This is a genomic window from Streptomyces sp. NBC_00273 (assembly GCF_036178145.1).
Taxonomy (GTDB): domain Bacteria; phylum Actinomycetota; class Actinomycetes; order Streptomycetales; family Streptomycetaceae; genus Streptomyces.
Window position 1 is genome coordinate 5858381 of record NZ_CP108067.1, and the last position, 14465, is coordinate 5872845.

A 14465-nucleotide genomic window follows, 5' to 3' on the forward strand; every position below is an offset into this window, starting at 1 on the left:
CTTCACGCCCTCGCGCGATCCTCACGTCGCGCGATCCTCACACCTCGCGCGATCCTCACACCCTCGGCGGCAGCTTCGGACGACGCCGGTCCGGTACGTCCGTGTAGCCGGGCGGCACCGCGGCCGGGTCCTGTTCCAGCAGTTCCAGCGCCAGGTGCACGGCGTCGTCCAGTTGGGCGTGCCGCCCCTCCGCCCAGTCGAGCGGGGTGCGCTGGATTTCCAGGTCCGGCTCCACGCCGTGGTTCTCCACCGACCAGCCGTACTCCGGGAACCAGGCGGCGTTCATCGGGACCGTGATCACCGTGCCGTCGCCGAGGGTGTGGCGGCCGGTCATGCCGACCACCCCGCCCCAGGTGCGCAGGCCCACCACCGGTCCCAGGCCCAGCAGTTTGAAGGCCGCGGTGATCATGTCCCCGTCCGAGGAGGTCGCTTCGTCGGCCAGCGCCACGATCGGACCGCGGGGCGCGTTGGAGGCGTAACTGACCGGCTGTGCGTCCCGCGTCAGGTCCCAGCCGAGGATGGAGCGGGTCAGTTTCTCCACCACCAGCTCGCTGATGTGGCCGCCCGCGTTGCCGCGCACGTCCACGATCAGCGCGGGCCGGGACATCTCCATCCGCAGGTCGCGGTTGAACTGCGCCCAACCCGAACCGCCCATGTCGGGGATGTGGAGGTAGCCGCACCGGCCGCCGCTGATCTCCCGGACCGCCTCGCGCCGCTTGGACACCCAGTCCTGGTAGCGCAGCGGTCGCTCGTCGATCAGCGGCACGATGGCGACCCGGCGGGCCCGGCCCTCGCCCGCCGCGGGCTGGAAGGTCAGCTCCACCGTGGTGCCGCCCGCCGCCGCCAGGAGCGGATAGGGCCCGGCGACCGGGTCCACCGGTCGGCCGTCCACGTGGGTGAGCACCGCGCCCTCCCGGATGCCGGTGCCGGCCAGCGGGGAGCGGGCCTTGGAGTCCGAGGACTCGCCGGGCAGGATCCGACTGACCACCCATTCCCCGTCCCGGGGGAAGAGGTTGGCGCCGAGCAGGCCGATCGCCCGCTGGTAGTGCGGGGGGCCTTCGTTGCGGCGCGCGGCGGAGACGTAGGCGTGCGAGGTGCCGAGTTCGCCGAGGACCTCGCGCAGCAGGTCGGCGAACTCGTCGGGCGAGGCGACCCGTTCGACCAGGGAACGGTACTGGGCGAGCACCCCGTCCCAGTCGATGCCGCACATCTTCGGCTCCCAGAAGTACGCGCGGATGATCCGCCCGGCCTCCTCGTAGGCCTGGCGCCACTCGGCCGCCGGGTCCACCTCGTGCAGGATGCGCCGCAGGTCCAGGTAGACGGTCGAGTCGCTGTCGCCCGACTCGGTCGCCGGGACCGCGCGCAGGTCGCCGTCGTCGTTGATCACGAGTCGGGTGCCGTCGCCGCTGACCGCGAACCAGTCCAGCCCCGAGGCCAGTTCGGTCTTGCGGGCCTTGGTGAGGTCGAAGTGCTCCAGCGTCGGCTTGCCGCTGATGTCGGCCGGGTTGGCGAAGGTCTCGCCGAGCGCGCCCGAGATCGGCCAGCGCAGCCACACCAGCCCGCCGCCGTGCACCGGGTACAGGGCCGAGTACTTGGACGCGGTCACCGGGAACGGGGTGACGCGGCTCTCCAGCCCCTCCACCTCCACGGTGACGGCGCCGTCGGCCTCGCCCGAGTCGCCCTCCGCCACGTCGAGTCCGCCGGCCGCGGGCCGGCCCTCGGCGGAGAGCGCGAAGGGGGAGGGGGTCGCGGAGTTCAGCGGCACCAGGTAGGGGCGGCAGCCCAGCGGGAAGGACAGGTCGCCGGTGTGCACGTCGTAGACCGGGTCGAATCCGCGCCAGGACAGGAAGGCCAGGTAGCGCCCGTCCCGGGTGAAGACCGGATTCTCGTCCTCGAAGCGGCCGTTGGTGACGTCGACGACGGTGCGGGCGCCGGGGCCGGAGATCCGGGCCATCTTGATCTGCCGCAGCGACCGCCCGATGCCGGGGTGCGACCAGGTCAGCCAGGCCCCGTCGGGGGAGAAGGCGAGGTCGGTGACGGGGCCGTTGATGGACCGGATCAGCTCGGTGACCTCGCCGTTGGAGTCCTCGGTGGCGTCGATGAGCAGCAGCCGGCCGTCGTTGGAGGCGATGGCGAGCCGTTCGCCGTCCGGGTCCGCGAGCAGCTCGGTGACCCGCCCCAGCTCGCCCGAGGCCAGCCGGCGCGGCTCCCGTTCCCCGGAGGCCCGCGGCAGGTAGGCGATCTCGATCGCGTCCTCGCCCTCGGCGTCGGTGACGTAGGCGACCTGCCCGCCGCTGCCGAGCATTTCCGGCAGCCGTACGCGCACGCCCGGGGTGTCGGCGATGGTGCGGGCCGGGCCGTCGCGGTGGGTCAGCCAGTAGAGGCTGCCGCGCACGACGACCGCGCTGGCGCGCCCGGTGGCGTCCACGGAGAGCGAGTCGACGTGACTGGCGGCCGGCACCTGGTACGTACGCCGGCCCGCGCGCGGCCCGCCGAGGCGGACGTCGAGCTTGCGCGGGACGGCGTCCGGGGCCAGGGACTCGACGAGCCAGAGGTCCCCGGCGCACTGGTAGACGACGCGGGAGCCGTCGCTGGAGGCGTGCCGGGCGTAGAACTCCTCGTGATCGGTGTGGCGGCGCAGATCGGTGCCGTCGGGCAGGCAGGAGTACAGGTTGCCGATGCCCTCGTGGTCGGAGAGGAAGGCGATCCTGCCGTCCACGAACATCGGGGAGTCGAGGTGGCCCTCCACGTCCTCCAGCAGCCGTTGCCCGTGCAGCCACAGCCGGCCGGTGGCCCCGCCGCGGTAGCGCTTCCAGGCGGCGGGCTCGTGCGGCGGCTTGCCCGTGAGCAGCAGGGAGTGCCGCTCGCCCTCCTCCGTGGCGTGCACCTGGATGTCGGATACGGGTCCCCAGGGCAGGCGGCCGCCGGGGCTGCCGTCGGTCGGGAGGGTGTAGGCCCAGGCGAAGTAGGAGAAGGGCTGGCTGTGCGAGGACACGGCCAGGATGTCGCTGCGGCCGTCCTCGTCGGGCGGGGTCCAGCCGCAGACGCGGGTGTCGAGGGCGCCCCAGTGGGTCAGCTGGCGGGCGGGGCCGCCGGCGACGGGGGCGAGATGGATCTCGGGGTCGAGGCTGCGCCAGGTGGTGAAGGCGATGTGCTTGCCGTCGGGGGAGAAGCGGGGGTGGCCGACGCGGGTCCGGTCGACGGTGATGCGCCAGGCCCGTCCGGGGGTCTGGCCGTCGGGGACCAGCGGGGCGACCCAGAGGTCGTCCTCGGTGGCGAAGCAGAGGAGGTCGTCGTGCAGGTGCGGGAAACGGAGGTACGCGACGTCGTGACTCACCCCCCAATGCTTTCCGCGCAGGGGGGCCCCGGCAACTCGTACAGGTGATCCATGCCACTCCCCTAAGCGAAACGGAACGGTTTCGTTTCGCTTGGGGTGGGGGTATCGTCTTAAGCGTACGGAACAGTTTCGCTTCGACGGGAGGCACGGACATGACCGAGGCGATGGCGGCTCGGCGTAGCCGGATCACCCCCGAGCGGCAGGCCGAACTGCACGAGGCGGTCCTCGACCTCCTGCGTGACGTCGGCTACGAGGCGCTGACCATGGACGCGGTCGCCGCCCGTACGAAGTCCAGCAAGGCCACCCTCTACCGCCAGTGGGGGAGCAAGCCGGAGCTGGTCGCCAAGGCCCTGCGCTGCACGCAGCCGGTCTCGCTGCGCGAGATCGACACGGGCAGCCTGCGCGGGGACTTCGCGCGCATGGTCGAGCACTCCGACGACGCGCAGATGGCCAAGGACACCGCGCTGATGCGGGGTCTGGCCCATGCCGTCCACGAGAGCCCGGAGCTGCACAAGGCCCTGCGCGACCTGCTCGTCGACCCGGAGATCAACGGTCTCCAGGTGATGCTGCGGCGCGCGGTGGACCGGGGCGAGATCCGCCCGGACTGTCCCGCGCTCGACTTCGTACCGCACATGCTCATCGGGGCGTTCATCGCGCTCCCGTTGATCGAGGACCGCTCGGTGGACCGGGCCTTCCTCGGTGACTTCATCGACGCCGTGGTCTTCCCCGCCCTCGGCGTCTGATCCTCACTCCTCCCCGTCCCCGGCACCGCCCTCTGCTGCTCCTGACACGCCGCTCTCGTCGTCGGGCCGGCTCTTCACGCCCTGATCCGATCCGGATCCATCCCACGACCTGAACGGGAGAACCACCGACGTGGCTACCTTCCTCTACCGACTCGGCAGAGGCGCCTTCCGGCGCCGCGGTCTCGTCGCCCTCCTCTGGGTGGCACTGCTGTTCGCCGCCGGCTTCGGCGCCGCCTCGGCGGCGGCGCCCACCTCCGGCTCGTTCTCGATACCCGGTTCGGAGGCCCAGAAGGCCTTCGACCTGCTGGACGAGCGCTTCCCGGGCATGGCCGCCGACGGCGCCAACGCCCGCATCGTCATCAAGGCCCCCGAGGGCGCCAAGGTCACCGACCCCGGCCCCAAGGCCGAGGTCCAGAAGATCGTCTCGGGTCTGAAGACCGGACCGGGCGCGGCCGAGATCGCCTCCGTCGCCGACCCGTACGAGGTCCAGGCCGTGAGCCAGGACGGCTCCACCGCCTACATCAGCGCCAAGTACACCGTCAGCGGCATGGAGCTGAAGGACGACACCCGCGAGGCGCTCAAGGGTTCGGGCGAGGCCGCCAAGGCCGCCGGGCTGAACGTCCAGATCGGTGGCGACGCGCTGATGGCGGCCCCCGAGACGGGCTCCGGCGAGATCATCGGCATCGCGGTCGCCGCGATCGTCCTCGTCATCACCTTCGGCTCGCTGGTCGCCGCCGGTCTGCCGCTGCTGACCGCGATCATCGGCGTGGGCATCGGCGTCTCCTCCATCACCGCGCTCGCCAACGTGCTGGACCTCGGCAACACCACCGCCACCCTCGCGACGATGATCGGTCTCGCGGTCGGCATCGACTACGCCCTCTTCATCGTCTCCCGCTACCGCGTGGAGCTCGCCGAGGGCCGCGAGCGGGACGAGGCCGCCGGCCGCGCCGTCGGAACCGCCGGCTCCGCCGTCGTCTTCGCCGGTCTGACCGTGGTCATCGCCCTGGTGGGCCTGGCCGTCGTCAACCTCCCCATGCTGACCAAGATGGGCTTCGCGGCCGCGGGCACCGTGGTCATCGCCGTGCTCGTCGCGCTGACCCTGGTTCCGGCCATCCTCGCCTTCGCGGGCAAGAGGGTGCTGCCCGCGGGCAAGAAGAGCCGGCTGTTCGGCAAGGGCAAGCCGGCGGGCGCCGAGAAGAAGGCCAACGGCGGCACCCGCTGGGCCCGCTTCGTCCTGCGCCGCCCCGTCATGGTGCTGCTGGCCGGTGTGATCGGCCTCGGCGTCATCGCCGTCCCGGCGAGCAAGCTGGAGATGGGCCTGCCGGACGACGGCGCCCAGCCGGTCTCCACCACCCAGCGCCAGGCGTACGACCTGCTGTCCGACGGCTTCGGTCCGGGCTTCAACGGCCCGCTGATGGTGGTCGTGGACGGTGGCAAGGCGCTGGCCGACTCCACCGTCGACCGGATCAAGGGCCTGGACGGGGTCGTCGCGGTCACCCCGCCGACCCTCAACAAGGCCGGCGACGCCGCGGTGATCACCGTGATCCCGAAGGACCGCCCGTCCTCCACGCACACCGAGGAACTGGTCCACGAGATCCGCGACGGCAGCGGGGACGACGTCCTCGTCACCGGCGCCACCGCGATGAACATCGACTTCTCGCAGAAGATGAACGACGCGCTGCTGCCCTACCTGGCGCTCGTCGTCGGCCTCGCCTTCCTGCTGCTGATGCTCGTCTTCCGCTCGGTCCTGGTCCCGCTCAAGGCGGCCCTCGGCTTCCTGCTCTCGGTCGTCGCCGCCCTCGGTGCCGTCGTCGCGGTCTTCCAGTGGGGCTGGCTCGGCTCGGTCTTCGGGGTGGAGCAGACCGGTCCGATCATGTCGATGATGCCGATCTTCATGGTGGGCGTCGTCTTCGGCCTGGCCATGGACTACGAGGTCTTCCTCGTCACCCGGATGCGTGAGGCGTACGTCCACGGCGAGCGCCCGGGCCAGGCCGTGGTCACCGGCTTCCAGTACAGCGCGCGGGTCGTCGTGGCCGCCGCCGTCATCATGATCGCGGTGTTCGCGGGCTTCATCGGGGCCAGCGAGCAGATGGTCAAGATGATCGGCTTCGGTCTGGCCGTCGCCGTCTTCTTCGACGCCTTCGTGGTCCGCATGGCCATCGTCCCGGCGGTGCTCGCCCTGCTCGGGCACAAGGCCTGGTGGCTGCCGAAGTGGCTGGACCGGCTGCTGCCGAACGTGGACGTGGAGGGCGAGAGCCTGCGCAAGCACCTGGAGTCCACGCAGTCCCCGCAGGGCCCGAAGGGTCCGGACAAGGACCGCGAGCTGGTCGGGGCCTGACCCTGCCGGTTCCGCACCGGCCGACAGGACGGCCCGGCCCCGTACCGCCTGATGACCAGGCAGTACGGGGCCGGGCCGTTTTGCGGCCGGCCCCTCTACGCCTAACGGGTGGCGGCGGCCGCGGGGGCGTACGTGCGCCGCAGGAACCGGCGCAGCGCGGCGATGTCGAACTGGACGACGGCGACGCCCTCGGGGGAGTGGAACTCGACGACCGCTTGGACGCGGCCGCAGGGCCAGATCCGTACGTCTCCGGTCCCCGTCGGGGCCTGGAGGCCGGCCTCCAGGAGGGCGCGAGGGAAGACCCACTCGTTGTCGGTGCCTTCGGGGGACAGGCCCGCCGGGAAGACGATCCGCACGGCCAGCGGCTCGGCGACGGTGAAGCGCAGGGCGACCGGGATGGCCCGGTAGAGGGGGTCGTCCGTGATGACGCGGGCACGGACCCGCTCCTCGACGGCGGTCGCGGTCGCGGTGGTGGTGGCGGTCGCTGGGGGATTCTCGGCGGTTGCTGACATCGACAAGACTCCTCGAAATCAGAACATTTGCGTCCTTTTGTCCCGTCCAGCCTCGCACATTCCCACGAAACCGCACGGGTCCATTTGTGATGCGCCCGCTCTTGCCAACGGTTTGCAACTGGGCACTATGGTTGAACAGCTAAAGACTGCATAAGACGCGGAAGCGGAGCCCCTCCATGCATGTGCCCGACGGATTCATCAACGCACCCGTCTCGGTGGCCGCCGGAGTGGTGGCTGCTGCCGCGGTGGCCGTCAGCCTCCGCGGCGCCCGCCGCGAACTCGACGAGCGCACCGCGCCGCTCGCCGGTCTCGTCGCCGCCTTCATCTTCGCCGTGCAGATGCTGAACTTCCCGGTCGCGGCCGGTACCAGCGGCCACCTCCTGGGCGGGGCGCTCGCCGCGATACTCGTCGGCCCCTACACCGGCGTGCTGTGCGTGTCCGTCGTCCTGCTCATGCAAGGCATCCTCTTCGCCGACGGCGGCCTGACCGCCCTCGGCGTGAACGTCACCGTCATGGGCGTCGTCACCGTCGTCGTCGCCTACGCCGTCTTCCGCGGGCTGCTCGGGCTCCTGCCGCCCACCCGCCGCTCGGTCACCGCGGCCGCCTTCACCGGCGCCCTGCTCTCGGTGCCCGCCGCGGCCGCCGCCTTCACCCTCGTCTACGCCGTCGGCGGCACCACCGACGTGCCCATCGCCAAGGTGTTCACCGCCATGGTCGGCGTGCACGTGCTCATCGGCATCGGCGAGGCCGCCATCACCGCCGCGACCGTGGGCGCCGTGATCGCGGTGCGTCCCGACCTGGTGCACGGGGCCCGCGGGCTGGCCTCGCCCCTGAAGCTGCGCGTCGGCGGCGCGCTCGTCGACGCACCGGCCGCGGCCGCCGCACCCGCTGCCGCCGGCGCCGGATCGACGAAGAAGGTGTGGGTGACCGGCCTGGTCACCGCCCTCGTGCTCGCCGGCTTCGTCTCCTTCTACGCCTCCGCCAACCCCGACGGCCTGGAGAAGGTAGCCGCGGACAAGGGCATCGACGCGAAGGTCGAGGAGCACGCCGCCGCGAACTCCCCGCTCGCCGACTACGGCGTCAAGGACGTCGAAGACGCCCGCCTGTCCGGCGGACTCGCCGGGGTCATCGGCGTCGGCGTGACCGTCGTCGCCGGCACCGGGATCTTCTGGGCCGTGCGCCGCCGCCGGACGGAAGACCTGACCGCCACCTCCACCCCCACCGCGACCTCCGCATCGGCGGGCTGACATGGGGGCCGGCCACGCCCACAAGCTCTACCGCCACGGCCACTCGCCGGTCCACGACCTGCCGGCGCACTGCAAGCTCGCCGCGACCCTGGCCTTCGTCGTGGTCGTCGTGTCCACACCGCGCGAGGCGGTGTGGGCCTTCGGCCTGTACGCCGTCCTCATCGCGGCGGTGGCCGCCGTCGCCCGGATCCCCGCCGGCTTCCTGCTCCGGCGGCTGCTGATCGAGGTGCCCTTCGTCGCCTTCGCCGTGCTCATGCCCTTCGTGGCCGAGGGCGAGCGGGTGCAGGTGCTCGGCATGTCGCTCAGCGTCTCGGGCCTCTGGGGCGCCTGGAACGTCCTCGCCAAGGGAACCCTCGGGGTGGCCGCGTCCGTCCTGCTCGCCTCGACCACCGAACTGCGGGCCCTGCTGCTGGGCCTGCAACGGCTGAAGCTGCCGCCCCTGCTCGTCCAGATCGCCTCCTTCATGATCCGCTACGGCGACGTGATCAGCGACGAACTGCGCCGGATGTCCATCGCCCGCCGCTCCCGCGGCTTCGAGGCCAGCGGGATCCGGCACTGGGGGGTGCTCGCCAAGACCGCCGGCGCGCTGTTCATCCGCTCCTACGAGCGCGGCGAGCGGGTCTACCTCGCGATGGTCAGCCGCGGCTACGCCGGCTCGATGCCGGTGATCGACGAGGTCGTGGCCACGCGCACGCAGTGGGCCCACGCGGCCGTGCTCCCGGTGACGGCGCTCGCCGTCTGTCTGATGGGATGGACCCTGTGACCAGTACCCCCTCCCTCGAAGTCGCCGGCCTCGCCTACGCCTACCCGGACGGCCACCAGGCCCTCTTCGGGGTGGACCTCACCGTCGGGCAGGGCGAGCGGGTCGCCCTGCTCGGACCCAACGGCGCGGGCAAGACCACGCTGGTGCTGCACCTCAACGGCATCCTCACCGGCGGGGTCGGCACCGTGGCCGTCGCCGGGCTGCCCGTGGAGAAGCGCAACCTCGCCGAGATCCGCCGCCGGGTCGGGATCGTCTTCCAGGACCCCGACGACCAGCTGTTCATGCCGACCGTCCGCGAGGACGTGGCCTTCGGGCCGGCGGCGGCCGGAATGCGGGGCGCGGAGCTGGACGAGCGGGTCGGGGCCGCCCTCGACCAGGTCGGCATGGCCGACTTCGCCGACCGGCCGCCGCACCACCTGTCCTTCGGCCAGCGCCGCCGCGTCGCGGTGGCGACCGTCCTGGCCATGCGGCCCGAGATCCTGGTACTGGACGAGCCCTCGTCCAACCTGGACCCCGCCTCGCGCCGCGAGCTCGCGGACATCCTGCGCTCGCTGGACGTGACCGTGCTGATGGTGACGCACGACCTGCCGTACGCGCTGGAACTGTGCCCGCGCTCGGTGATCCTCAGCGAGGGGGTCATCGCGGCGGACGGGCGAACGCAGGAGCTCATGTGCGACGACGAGCTGATGCGGGCCCACCGGCTGGAGCTCCCGTTCGGCTTCGACCCGCGCACGCCCCTTCTGACGCGCCCCTCGCGCTGATCGGCGCCGGGGCGCCCCCGGGCTTCGAGCCGCTGCGTCGGACTCCGCCCGCCGGGCGGGGGCCGGGCCCCGGTGAGCCGCTCCGGGGCAACCCGGGAAGCAGGGCCGTCCGGCAGGCGTTGCATTGTGGCGTAGGCGCCGTCGGGGCGCCGCGTCAGGTGCTGGGAGTAGACGTGGATGTCCACGGGACGGTGGCGGAGGGCTTCGAGCCCGTCAGGGACGCGTTCGTACGCAACTTCGAAGTGCTCGGGGACCGGGGCGCGGCCGTGGCCGTGTACCGCGACGGCCGCAAGGTCGTCGACCTGTGGGGCGGCACCCGGGACGCGGAGGGCACCGAGCCCTGGACCGAGGGCACCGCGCAGATCGTCCGCTCGGCGACGAAGGGCGTGGCGGCCGCCGTGCCGCTGCTGCTGCACCAGCGCGGACTGCTCGACCTGGACGCGCCCGTGGGCTCGTACTGGCCCGAGTTCAAGACGGGCGGCAAGGAGCGGATCCTGGTCCGCGACGTCCTCGCGCACCGCGCCGGCATACCGGCGCTGGACCGGGGACTGAGCGCCGCCGAGGCCGCCGACGGGGTGTCCGGGGCGCGTGCGGTCGCCGCGCAGCAGCCCTTCTGGGAGCCGGGCGCCGAGCACGGCTACCACGCGCAGACCTACAGCTGGCTGCTGTCCGAGCTGGTGCTGCGGGCGACCGGCCGCACGGTGGGCTCCGTCCTCGCGGAGGAGATCGCCGAACCGCTGGGGCTGGACTTCTGGATCGGCCTGCCGGAGACCGAGGCCGACCGGGTGGGCCGGGTGGCGCCGGTCGAGCCGCCCGAGAGCGCGGGCATGCTGCGGACCCGGCCGCGGCGCAACGTGTCCGAGGCCTACGCCGACCCGGACTCGCTCACCCGCCGCGCCTTCGCCGCCATCGCACCGCTGCCCGACGAGAACGACCCCGCCTACCGGGCCGCCGAGCTCCCCGCCTCGAACGGCATCGGGACGGCCCGCGCCCTGGCCCGGTTCTACGGGGCCACCATCGGCGTGGTCGAGGACGGCGCACGGATCTTCACCCCGGCCACCACCGAGCTGGCCGGCCGGGAGCACTCCGCCGGACCGGACCGGGTGCTGGTCGTGAACACCCGCTTCGGCCCCGGCTACATGCTGCACGGCCCGGCCTCCCCGCTGCTCTCGCCGGCCTCCTTCGGCCACCCCGGCCGCGGCGGCTCCCTGGCCTTCGCGGACCCGGAGGCGGGCATCGGCTTCGGCTACGTCACCAATGCCCTGGCCAAGTCGGTCACCGCGGACCCCCGGGCGCAGGCCCTGGTCCGGGCGCTGAAGTCGTCGCTGTCGGCCCGGTAGGCCCCAGAGGCCCCGTCAGAGGCCCCGTCAGCCCTCTGCTGCCCGCTCGCGCACGTCCGCCAGTGCGGCCCCCGCGTGCGCGATGAGCTCGTCCGGGGCCATCGGGAACACCGTGGTCGGGGTACCGGCCGCCGCCCAGATCTCCTCGTGGGCCAGCAGCGACCGGTCGGCCAGCACCCGGGTGCGCGTGCGGTGCCCGAAGGGCGGGACCCCGCCGATCGCATAGCCGGTGGTCTCCCGGACCAGCGCGGCATCGGCCCGCGTCACCTTCCCGGCGCCGAGTTCGCGGCGCACGGCCTCCACGTCCACCCGGGAGGCCCCGTCCATGAGGACCAGCACCGGGACCCCGTCCGCCGCGAAGACCAGCGACTTGACGATCTGGCTCAGCTCGCAGCCGATCGCGGCCGCCGCGTCGGCGGCCGTACGGGTCCCTTCGGGAAAGCTCCGGACGGTGAGGTCGAGGCCCAGCTCGGCAAGGGCCTCGGCGAACAGCGGGTGCGTGGACGTCGTCATGCCGCGACGTTAGCGCCGTCCGGTGCGGCGACACGACCGCTTTTGGCCCCGGGCCGGTCGCGTCGCCGCCCGCCGGTCAGCCCGCCTTCAGCACCTCGGCGACGATCGGGCCCGCCGCCTCGTTGCCGTGGCCGCCGCCCTGGACCATGGCCGCCGCGGCCACGTCGTCGCTGAAGCCGGTGAACCAGCTGTCCGGGCTGCTCGCCCCGTCGACCTCCGCGGAGCCGGTCTTCGCGCCCTTGTCGCCGCCGACCGAGGCCATCGCCTTGGCGCCCGTGCCGCTGGTCGCCGTCAGCCGCATCATCTTGACCAGCTGGGCCGACACCCCCGGCTTCATCGTCCGCGAGGCCGTGGCGAGCTTGCGCCCGTCCACCGAGGCCTTGACGACCACCGGCTGGCGGAACACCCCGGTGCGGGCGGTCGCCGTGATCGAGGCGATGTTCAGCGGGCTCATCTGGACCTGGCCCTGACCGATGTACGCGGCCGCCGCGGAGGCGCCCGTGGCCTCCGGCACCTTGCCGTCGAAGACGGGGACGCCGGCCTTCCACTCCTCACCGATGCCGAAGACCTCGCGGGCCTCCTTGGACAGGGCCGAGTCGTCGTTCACCGGCTTGATCTGCTTGATGAAGGCGGTGTTGCAGGACTGCGCGAAGCTGGTCGCGAAGGTGGCGTTGTCCAGCTTGAAGTCGTCCAGGTTGTGGAAGGTGCGCCCGCCCCACTGCACGGTCGGCGGACACTCGGCGACCTTGTCGGCCGCGACCAGGCCCCGGTCGATCAGCATCGCACCGGTGACGATCTTCATCGTGGAGCCGGGCGCCCGCATCCCGAGCAGGGAGGCGTCGTAGGCGTCCTTGCGGTGGTCGGCCACGGCCAGGATCTCGCCCGTGCTCGGCTTGAGGGCGACCACGGAGGCCTCGGGGAACTTCTGCACGGCCTTCTCCGCCGCGGCCTGCACGTCGGCGTCGAGCACGGTCTGGATCTGCCCCGGCTTGCCCTCCACCAGGGTCAGCAGGCTCCGCTTCGGCGCGTCCTGGGCGGCCGGCTCGATCCACACCTCGGCGCCGGGGGTGCCGTCCGTCTTCGCCCCGTACGTCTTGCGCAGTGCGTCCAGGACGGGCCGCAGCGAGGGGTACTGCTCGACCGTCAGCTCCTTGCCGTTGCGGTCGACCGCCTTGACCGGCGGGTTCGCCGGGGTGCCCGCGCGCAGCTTCTCGTCCTTCTGGAGCTGCGGGTGGATCACCGAGGGCTGCCAGTCGACCAGCGGCTTCCCGCTGGTCAGCCCGCGCACCACGGTCAGCTGGGAGTCGTAGGCCAGCGGCTTGGTGGTGCCCTCGTACGTGATCTCCGCCTCGACCTTGTACGGCACGGTGGTGCCGTTCGGCGTGCCGGGGGTGATCACGGCCTTGGACACGTACGCCTTGGTCTTGAAGTCCCCGACCGCAGCCTGCGCGGCCGCGGCGTTGTTCGTCAGGTCGGCGGCCACCCGCTCGTCCCCGGCCGCCCACGCGGCCAGGAAGGCCTTGGCGGTCTTCTCCGCGTCCTTCTCGCTGACCGGCCCGCTGCCCTTCTCGGCCTGGACGGTGGTCTCGCCGTCCTTGCCTTCCTTCGCGTCCGAGCCGGCGTCTCCTACCAGCGTGTACACCCCGTACCCGGCGCCGCCGAGCATGGCGAGGAACACCCCGCCGATGACGGCACCCTTCGCTGCCCCGTGCACTCGAAGTCCTTCCCCCATGATGACGGTTCCTGAACATGTTCAAAGAACCCTTGGTGCGGACTTTACTCTTCGCAGCGGCTCAGTACGTCATTGTTACCGGACCGGAACATCGGAACGTAATCCATTCGTCGCAGGCGGTCCCCGTCCCTAGAGTGCCGCCGTGGACCTCACCTACCGGCGTTACGCCGATGCAGACGCCGATGACCTGGTCGCCTTCCTCACCGGGGACACCTGGCCGTTCCACGGCTCGCCGGTGGTCGACGCGGAGCGGGCCCGGCAATGGGCCGCGGAGGGCCGCTTCGACAACGCGGAGACCGAGTCGTTCTGGATCGACGGCGACGGCGAGCCCCTGGGCCTGGTCCGCCTGATGGACCTCGGCGACAGCACGCCCGTCTTCGACCTGCGGATCCGCTCCCGGTACCGGGGGCGGGGGATCGGCGGCCACGCGCTGACCTGGCTGACGGAGCACCTGTTCACCGCGCTCCCGCGGATCCGGCGGATCGAGGGCACCACGCGCCGGGACAACGCGGCGATGCGCCGCACCTTCCGGCGGTGCGGGTACGTCCAGGAGGCGCACTACCGGGAGGGCTGGCCCTCGGCCGACGGCACGGTCCACGACGCGGTCGGGTACGCGATCCTGCGCCGGGACTGGGCCGCCGGGACCACCACGGCCCCCGCCTGGGACGACGAGCGCACGACGGAGGGCTGACCCCGGCGCGGCCCGAACGTGCGTGCACCGGTGCCGTGTTCTAGCGTCGGAAGGGCGAGGGTGATCGATGTGCCGAGCCGGTCGCCCACCGGAGTGCCCGCTCCCCGCCGCCGCCCCCGCCCGCGGTCCGGCGCGTCGGCGGACCGTGCGCCCCACCGAGAGAGCAGGTGCATCCGCATGCGTCCGTCGGCTCGTATCCCCAGCATCCTGGCAGGCCTGGCCCTCGCCCTCGGCGGCACCATCATCGCCGCCCCGTCCGCCCACGCGGACGTCAAGGCGTGCGAGCAGTACGTCGCCCAGCACGCCCCGAAGGCCACGGACGGCGCCGCGGAGGCCTGCTACCAGGGGTCGATCGGCAACCAGACCAGCTGCGACGCCAGCCTCGTCGCGGTCGGCGCGAGCAAGGACGCCGCCTCGGCGGCCTGCGAGGCGTCCCGGTGACGCCGACGACGAAGGCCCCGACGCCGTCCGGCACCGGGGCCCGTCGT

Annotated in this window: 12 protein-coding genes; 8 read left to right on the forward strand and 4 right to left on the reverse strand. The window is 72.5% G+C overall.

The window, feature by feature from the left end:
* Positions 1 to 55 precede the first annotated feature (55 nt).
* A complete protein-coding gene (locus tag OG386_RS25945; protein WP_328790116.1) occupies positions 56 to 3337 on the reverse strand; it encodes a S41 family peptidase in 3282 nt (1093 codons plus the stop codon).
* Between the two features lie 152 nt (positions 3338 to 3489).
* Here OG386_RS25945 and OG386_RS25950 point away from each other — a divergent pair, with 152 nt between their 5' ends.
* Complete coding sequence (locus OG386_RS25950) at positions 3490 to 4080, forward strand: TetR/AcrR family transcriptional regulator (protein WP_327384926.1); 591 nt, start codon at positions 3490 to 3492, stop codon at positions 4078 to 4080.
* 130 nt (positions 4081 to 4210) lie between these two features.
* Positions 4211 to 6418 carry an MMPL family transporter gene (locus OG386_RS25955; protein ID WP_328790117.1) on the forward strand — a complete coding sequence of 736 codons (2208 nt, stop codon included), beginning with the start codon at positions 4211 to 4213 and terminating at the stop codon, positions 6416 to 6418.
* 101 nt (positions 6419 to 6519) lie between these two features.
* On the opposite strand, the gene OG386_RS25960 is transcribed toward OG386_RS25955, so the two are convergent.
* On the reverse strand, positions 6520 to 6930 hold the full coding sequence (locus OG386_RS25960; RefSeq protein ID WP_328790118.1) for an SsgA family sporulation/cell division regulator: 411 nt from the start codon (positions 6928 to 6930) through the stop codon (positions 6520 to 6522).
* Between the two features lie 176 nt (positions 6931 to 7106).
* Between OG386_RS25960 and OG386_RS25965 the strand changes: the two genes are divergently transcribed.
* The 4 genes from OG386_RS25965 (at position 7107) to OG386_RS25980 (ending at position 11041) form a co-directional block, all read left to right on the forward strand.
* Positions 7107 to 8177: an energy-coupling factor ABC transporter permease gene (locus tag OG386_RS25965; protein WP_328790119.1), complete on the forward strand. Its 1071-nt coding sequence runs from the start codon at positions 7107 to 7109 to the stop codon at positions 8175 to 8177.
* 1 nt (position 8178) lies between these two features.
* Positions 8179 to 8940: a cobalt ECF transporter T component CbiQ gene (gene cbiQ, locus OG386_RS25970; protein ID WP_328790120.1), complete on the forward strand. Its 762-nt coding sequence runs from the start codon at positions 8179 to 8181 to the stop codon at positions 8938 to 8940.
* Positions 8928 to 9701: an energy-coupling factor ABC transporter ATP-binding protein gene (locus tag OG386_RS25975; RefSeq protein ID WP_328790121.1), complete on the forward strand. Its 774-nt coding sequence runs from the start codon at positions 8928 to 8930 to the stop codon at positions 9699 to 9701. Before cbiQ ends, OG386_RS25975 begins: the two co-directional genes overlap by 13 nt.
* A gap of 173 nt (positions 9702 to 9874) precedes the next feature.
* Complete coding sequence (locus OG386_RS25980) at positions 9875 to 11041, forward strand: serine hydrolase domain-containing protein (protein ID WP_328790122.1); 1167 nt, start codon at positions 9875 to 9877, stop codon at positions 11039 to 11041.
* A 27-nt stretch (positions 11042 to 11068) separates the two neighbouring features.
* Here OG386_RS25980 and OG386_RS25985 read toward each other — a convergent pair whose 3' ends face one another.
* Both OG386_RS25985 and OG386_RS25990 read right to left on the reverse strand, forming a co-directional pair.
* Complete coding sequence (locus tag OG386_RS25985; protein ID WP_328790123.1) at positions 11069 to 11554, reverse strand: YbaK/EbsC family protein; 486 nt, start codon at positions 11552 to 11554, stop codon at positions 11069 to 11071.
* A gap of 76 nt (positions 11555 to 11630) precedes the next feature.
* Positions 11631 to 13268: a penicillin-binding transpeptidase domain-containing protein gene (locus OG386_RS25990; RefSeq protein WP_328790124.1), complete on the reverse strand. Its 1638-nt coding sequence runs from the start codon at positions 13266 to 13268 to the stop codon at positions 11631 to 11633.
* 160 nt (positions 13269 to 13428) lie between these two features.
* On the opposite strand from OG386_RS25990, the gene OG386_RS25995 reads away from it, so the two are divergent.
* Both OG386_RS25995 and OG386_RS26000 read left to right on the forward strand, forming a co-directional pair.
* Positions 13429 to 13977, forward strand: a complete 549-nt coding sequence (locus OG386_RS25995) for a GNAT family N-acetyltransferase (RefSeq protein WP_328790125.1) — start codon at positions 13429 to 13431, stop codon at positions 13975 to 13977.
* 177 nt (positions 13978 to 14154) lie between these two features.
* Positions 14155 to 14418: a hypothetical protein gene (locus tag OG386_RS26000; protein ID WP_328790126.1), complete on the forward strand. Its 264-nt coding sequence runs from the start codon at positions 14155 to 14157 to the stop codon at positions 14416 to 14418.
* The last annotated feature ends 47 nt before the right edge of the window (positions 14419 to 14465 follow it).

What these genes read in the sequence shown, in the direction of transcription:
- OG386_RS25950 (WP_327384926.1), top strand. Translation starts at nt 3,490, where the DNA reads ATGACCGAGGCGATGGCGGCTCGGCGTAGCCGGATCACCCCCGAGCGG.
- OG386_RS25960 (WP_328790118.1), bottom strand. Translation starts at nt 6,930, where the DNA reads ATGTCAGCAACCGCCGAGAATCCCCCAGCGACCGCCACCACCACCGCG.
- OG386_RS25965 (WP_328790119.1), top strand. Translation starts at nt 7,107, where the DNA reads ATGCATGTGCCCGACGGATTCATCAACGCACCCGTCTCGGTGGCCGCC.
- cbiQ (WP_328790120.1), top strand. Translation starts at nt 8,179, where the DNA reads ATGGGGGCCGGCCACGCCCACAAGCTCTACCGCCACGGCCACTCGCCG.
- OG386_RS25975 (WP_328790121.1), top strand. Translation starts at nt 8,928, where the DNA reads ATGGACCCTGTGACCAGTACCCCCTCCCTCGAAGTCGCCGGCCTCGCC.
- OG386_RS25985 (WP_328790123.1), bottom strand. Translation starts at nt 11,554, where the DNA reads ATGACGACGTCCACGCACCCGCTGTTCGCCGAGGCCCTTGCCGAGCTG.
- OG386_RS26000 (WP_328790126.1), top strand. Translation starts at nt 14,155, where the DNA reads ATGCGTCCGTCGGCTCGTATCCCCAGCATCCTGGCAGGCCTGGCCCTC.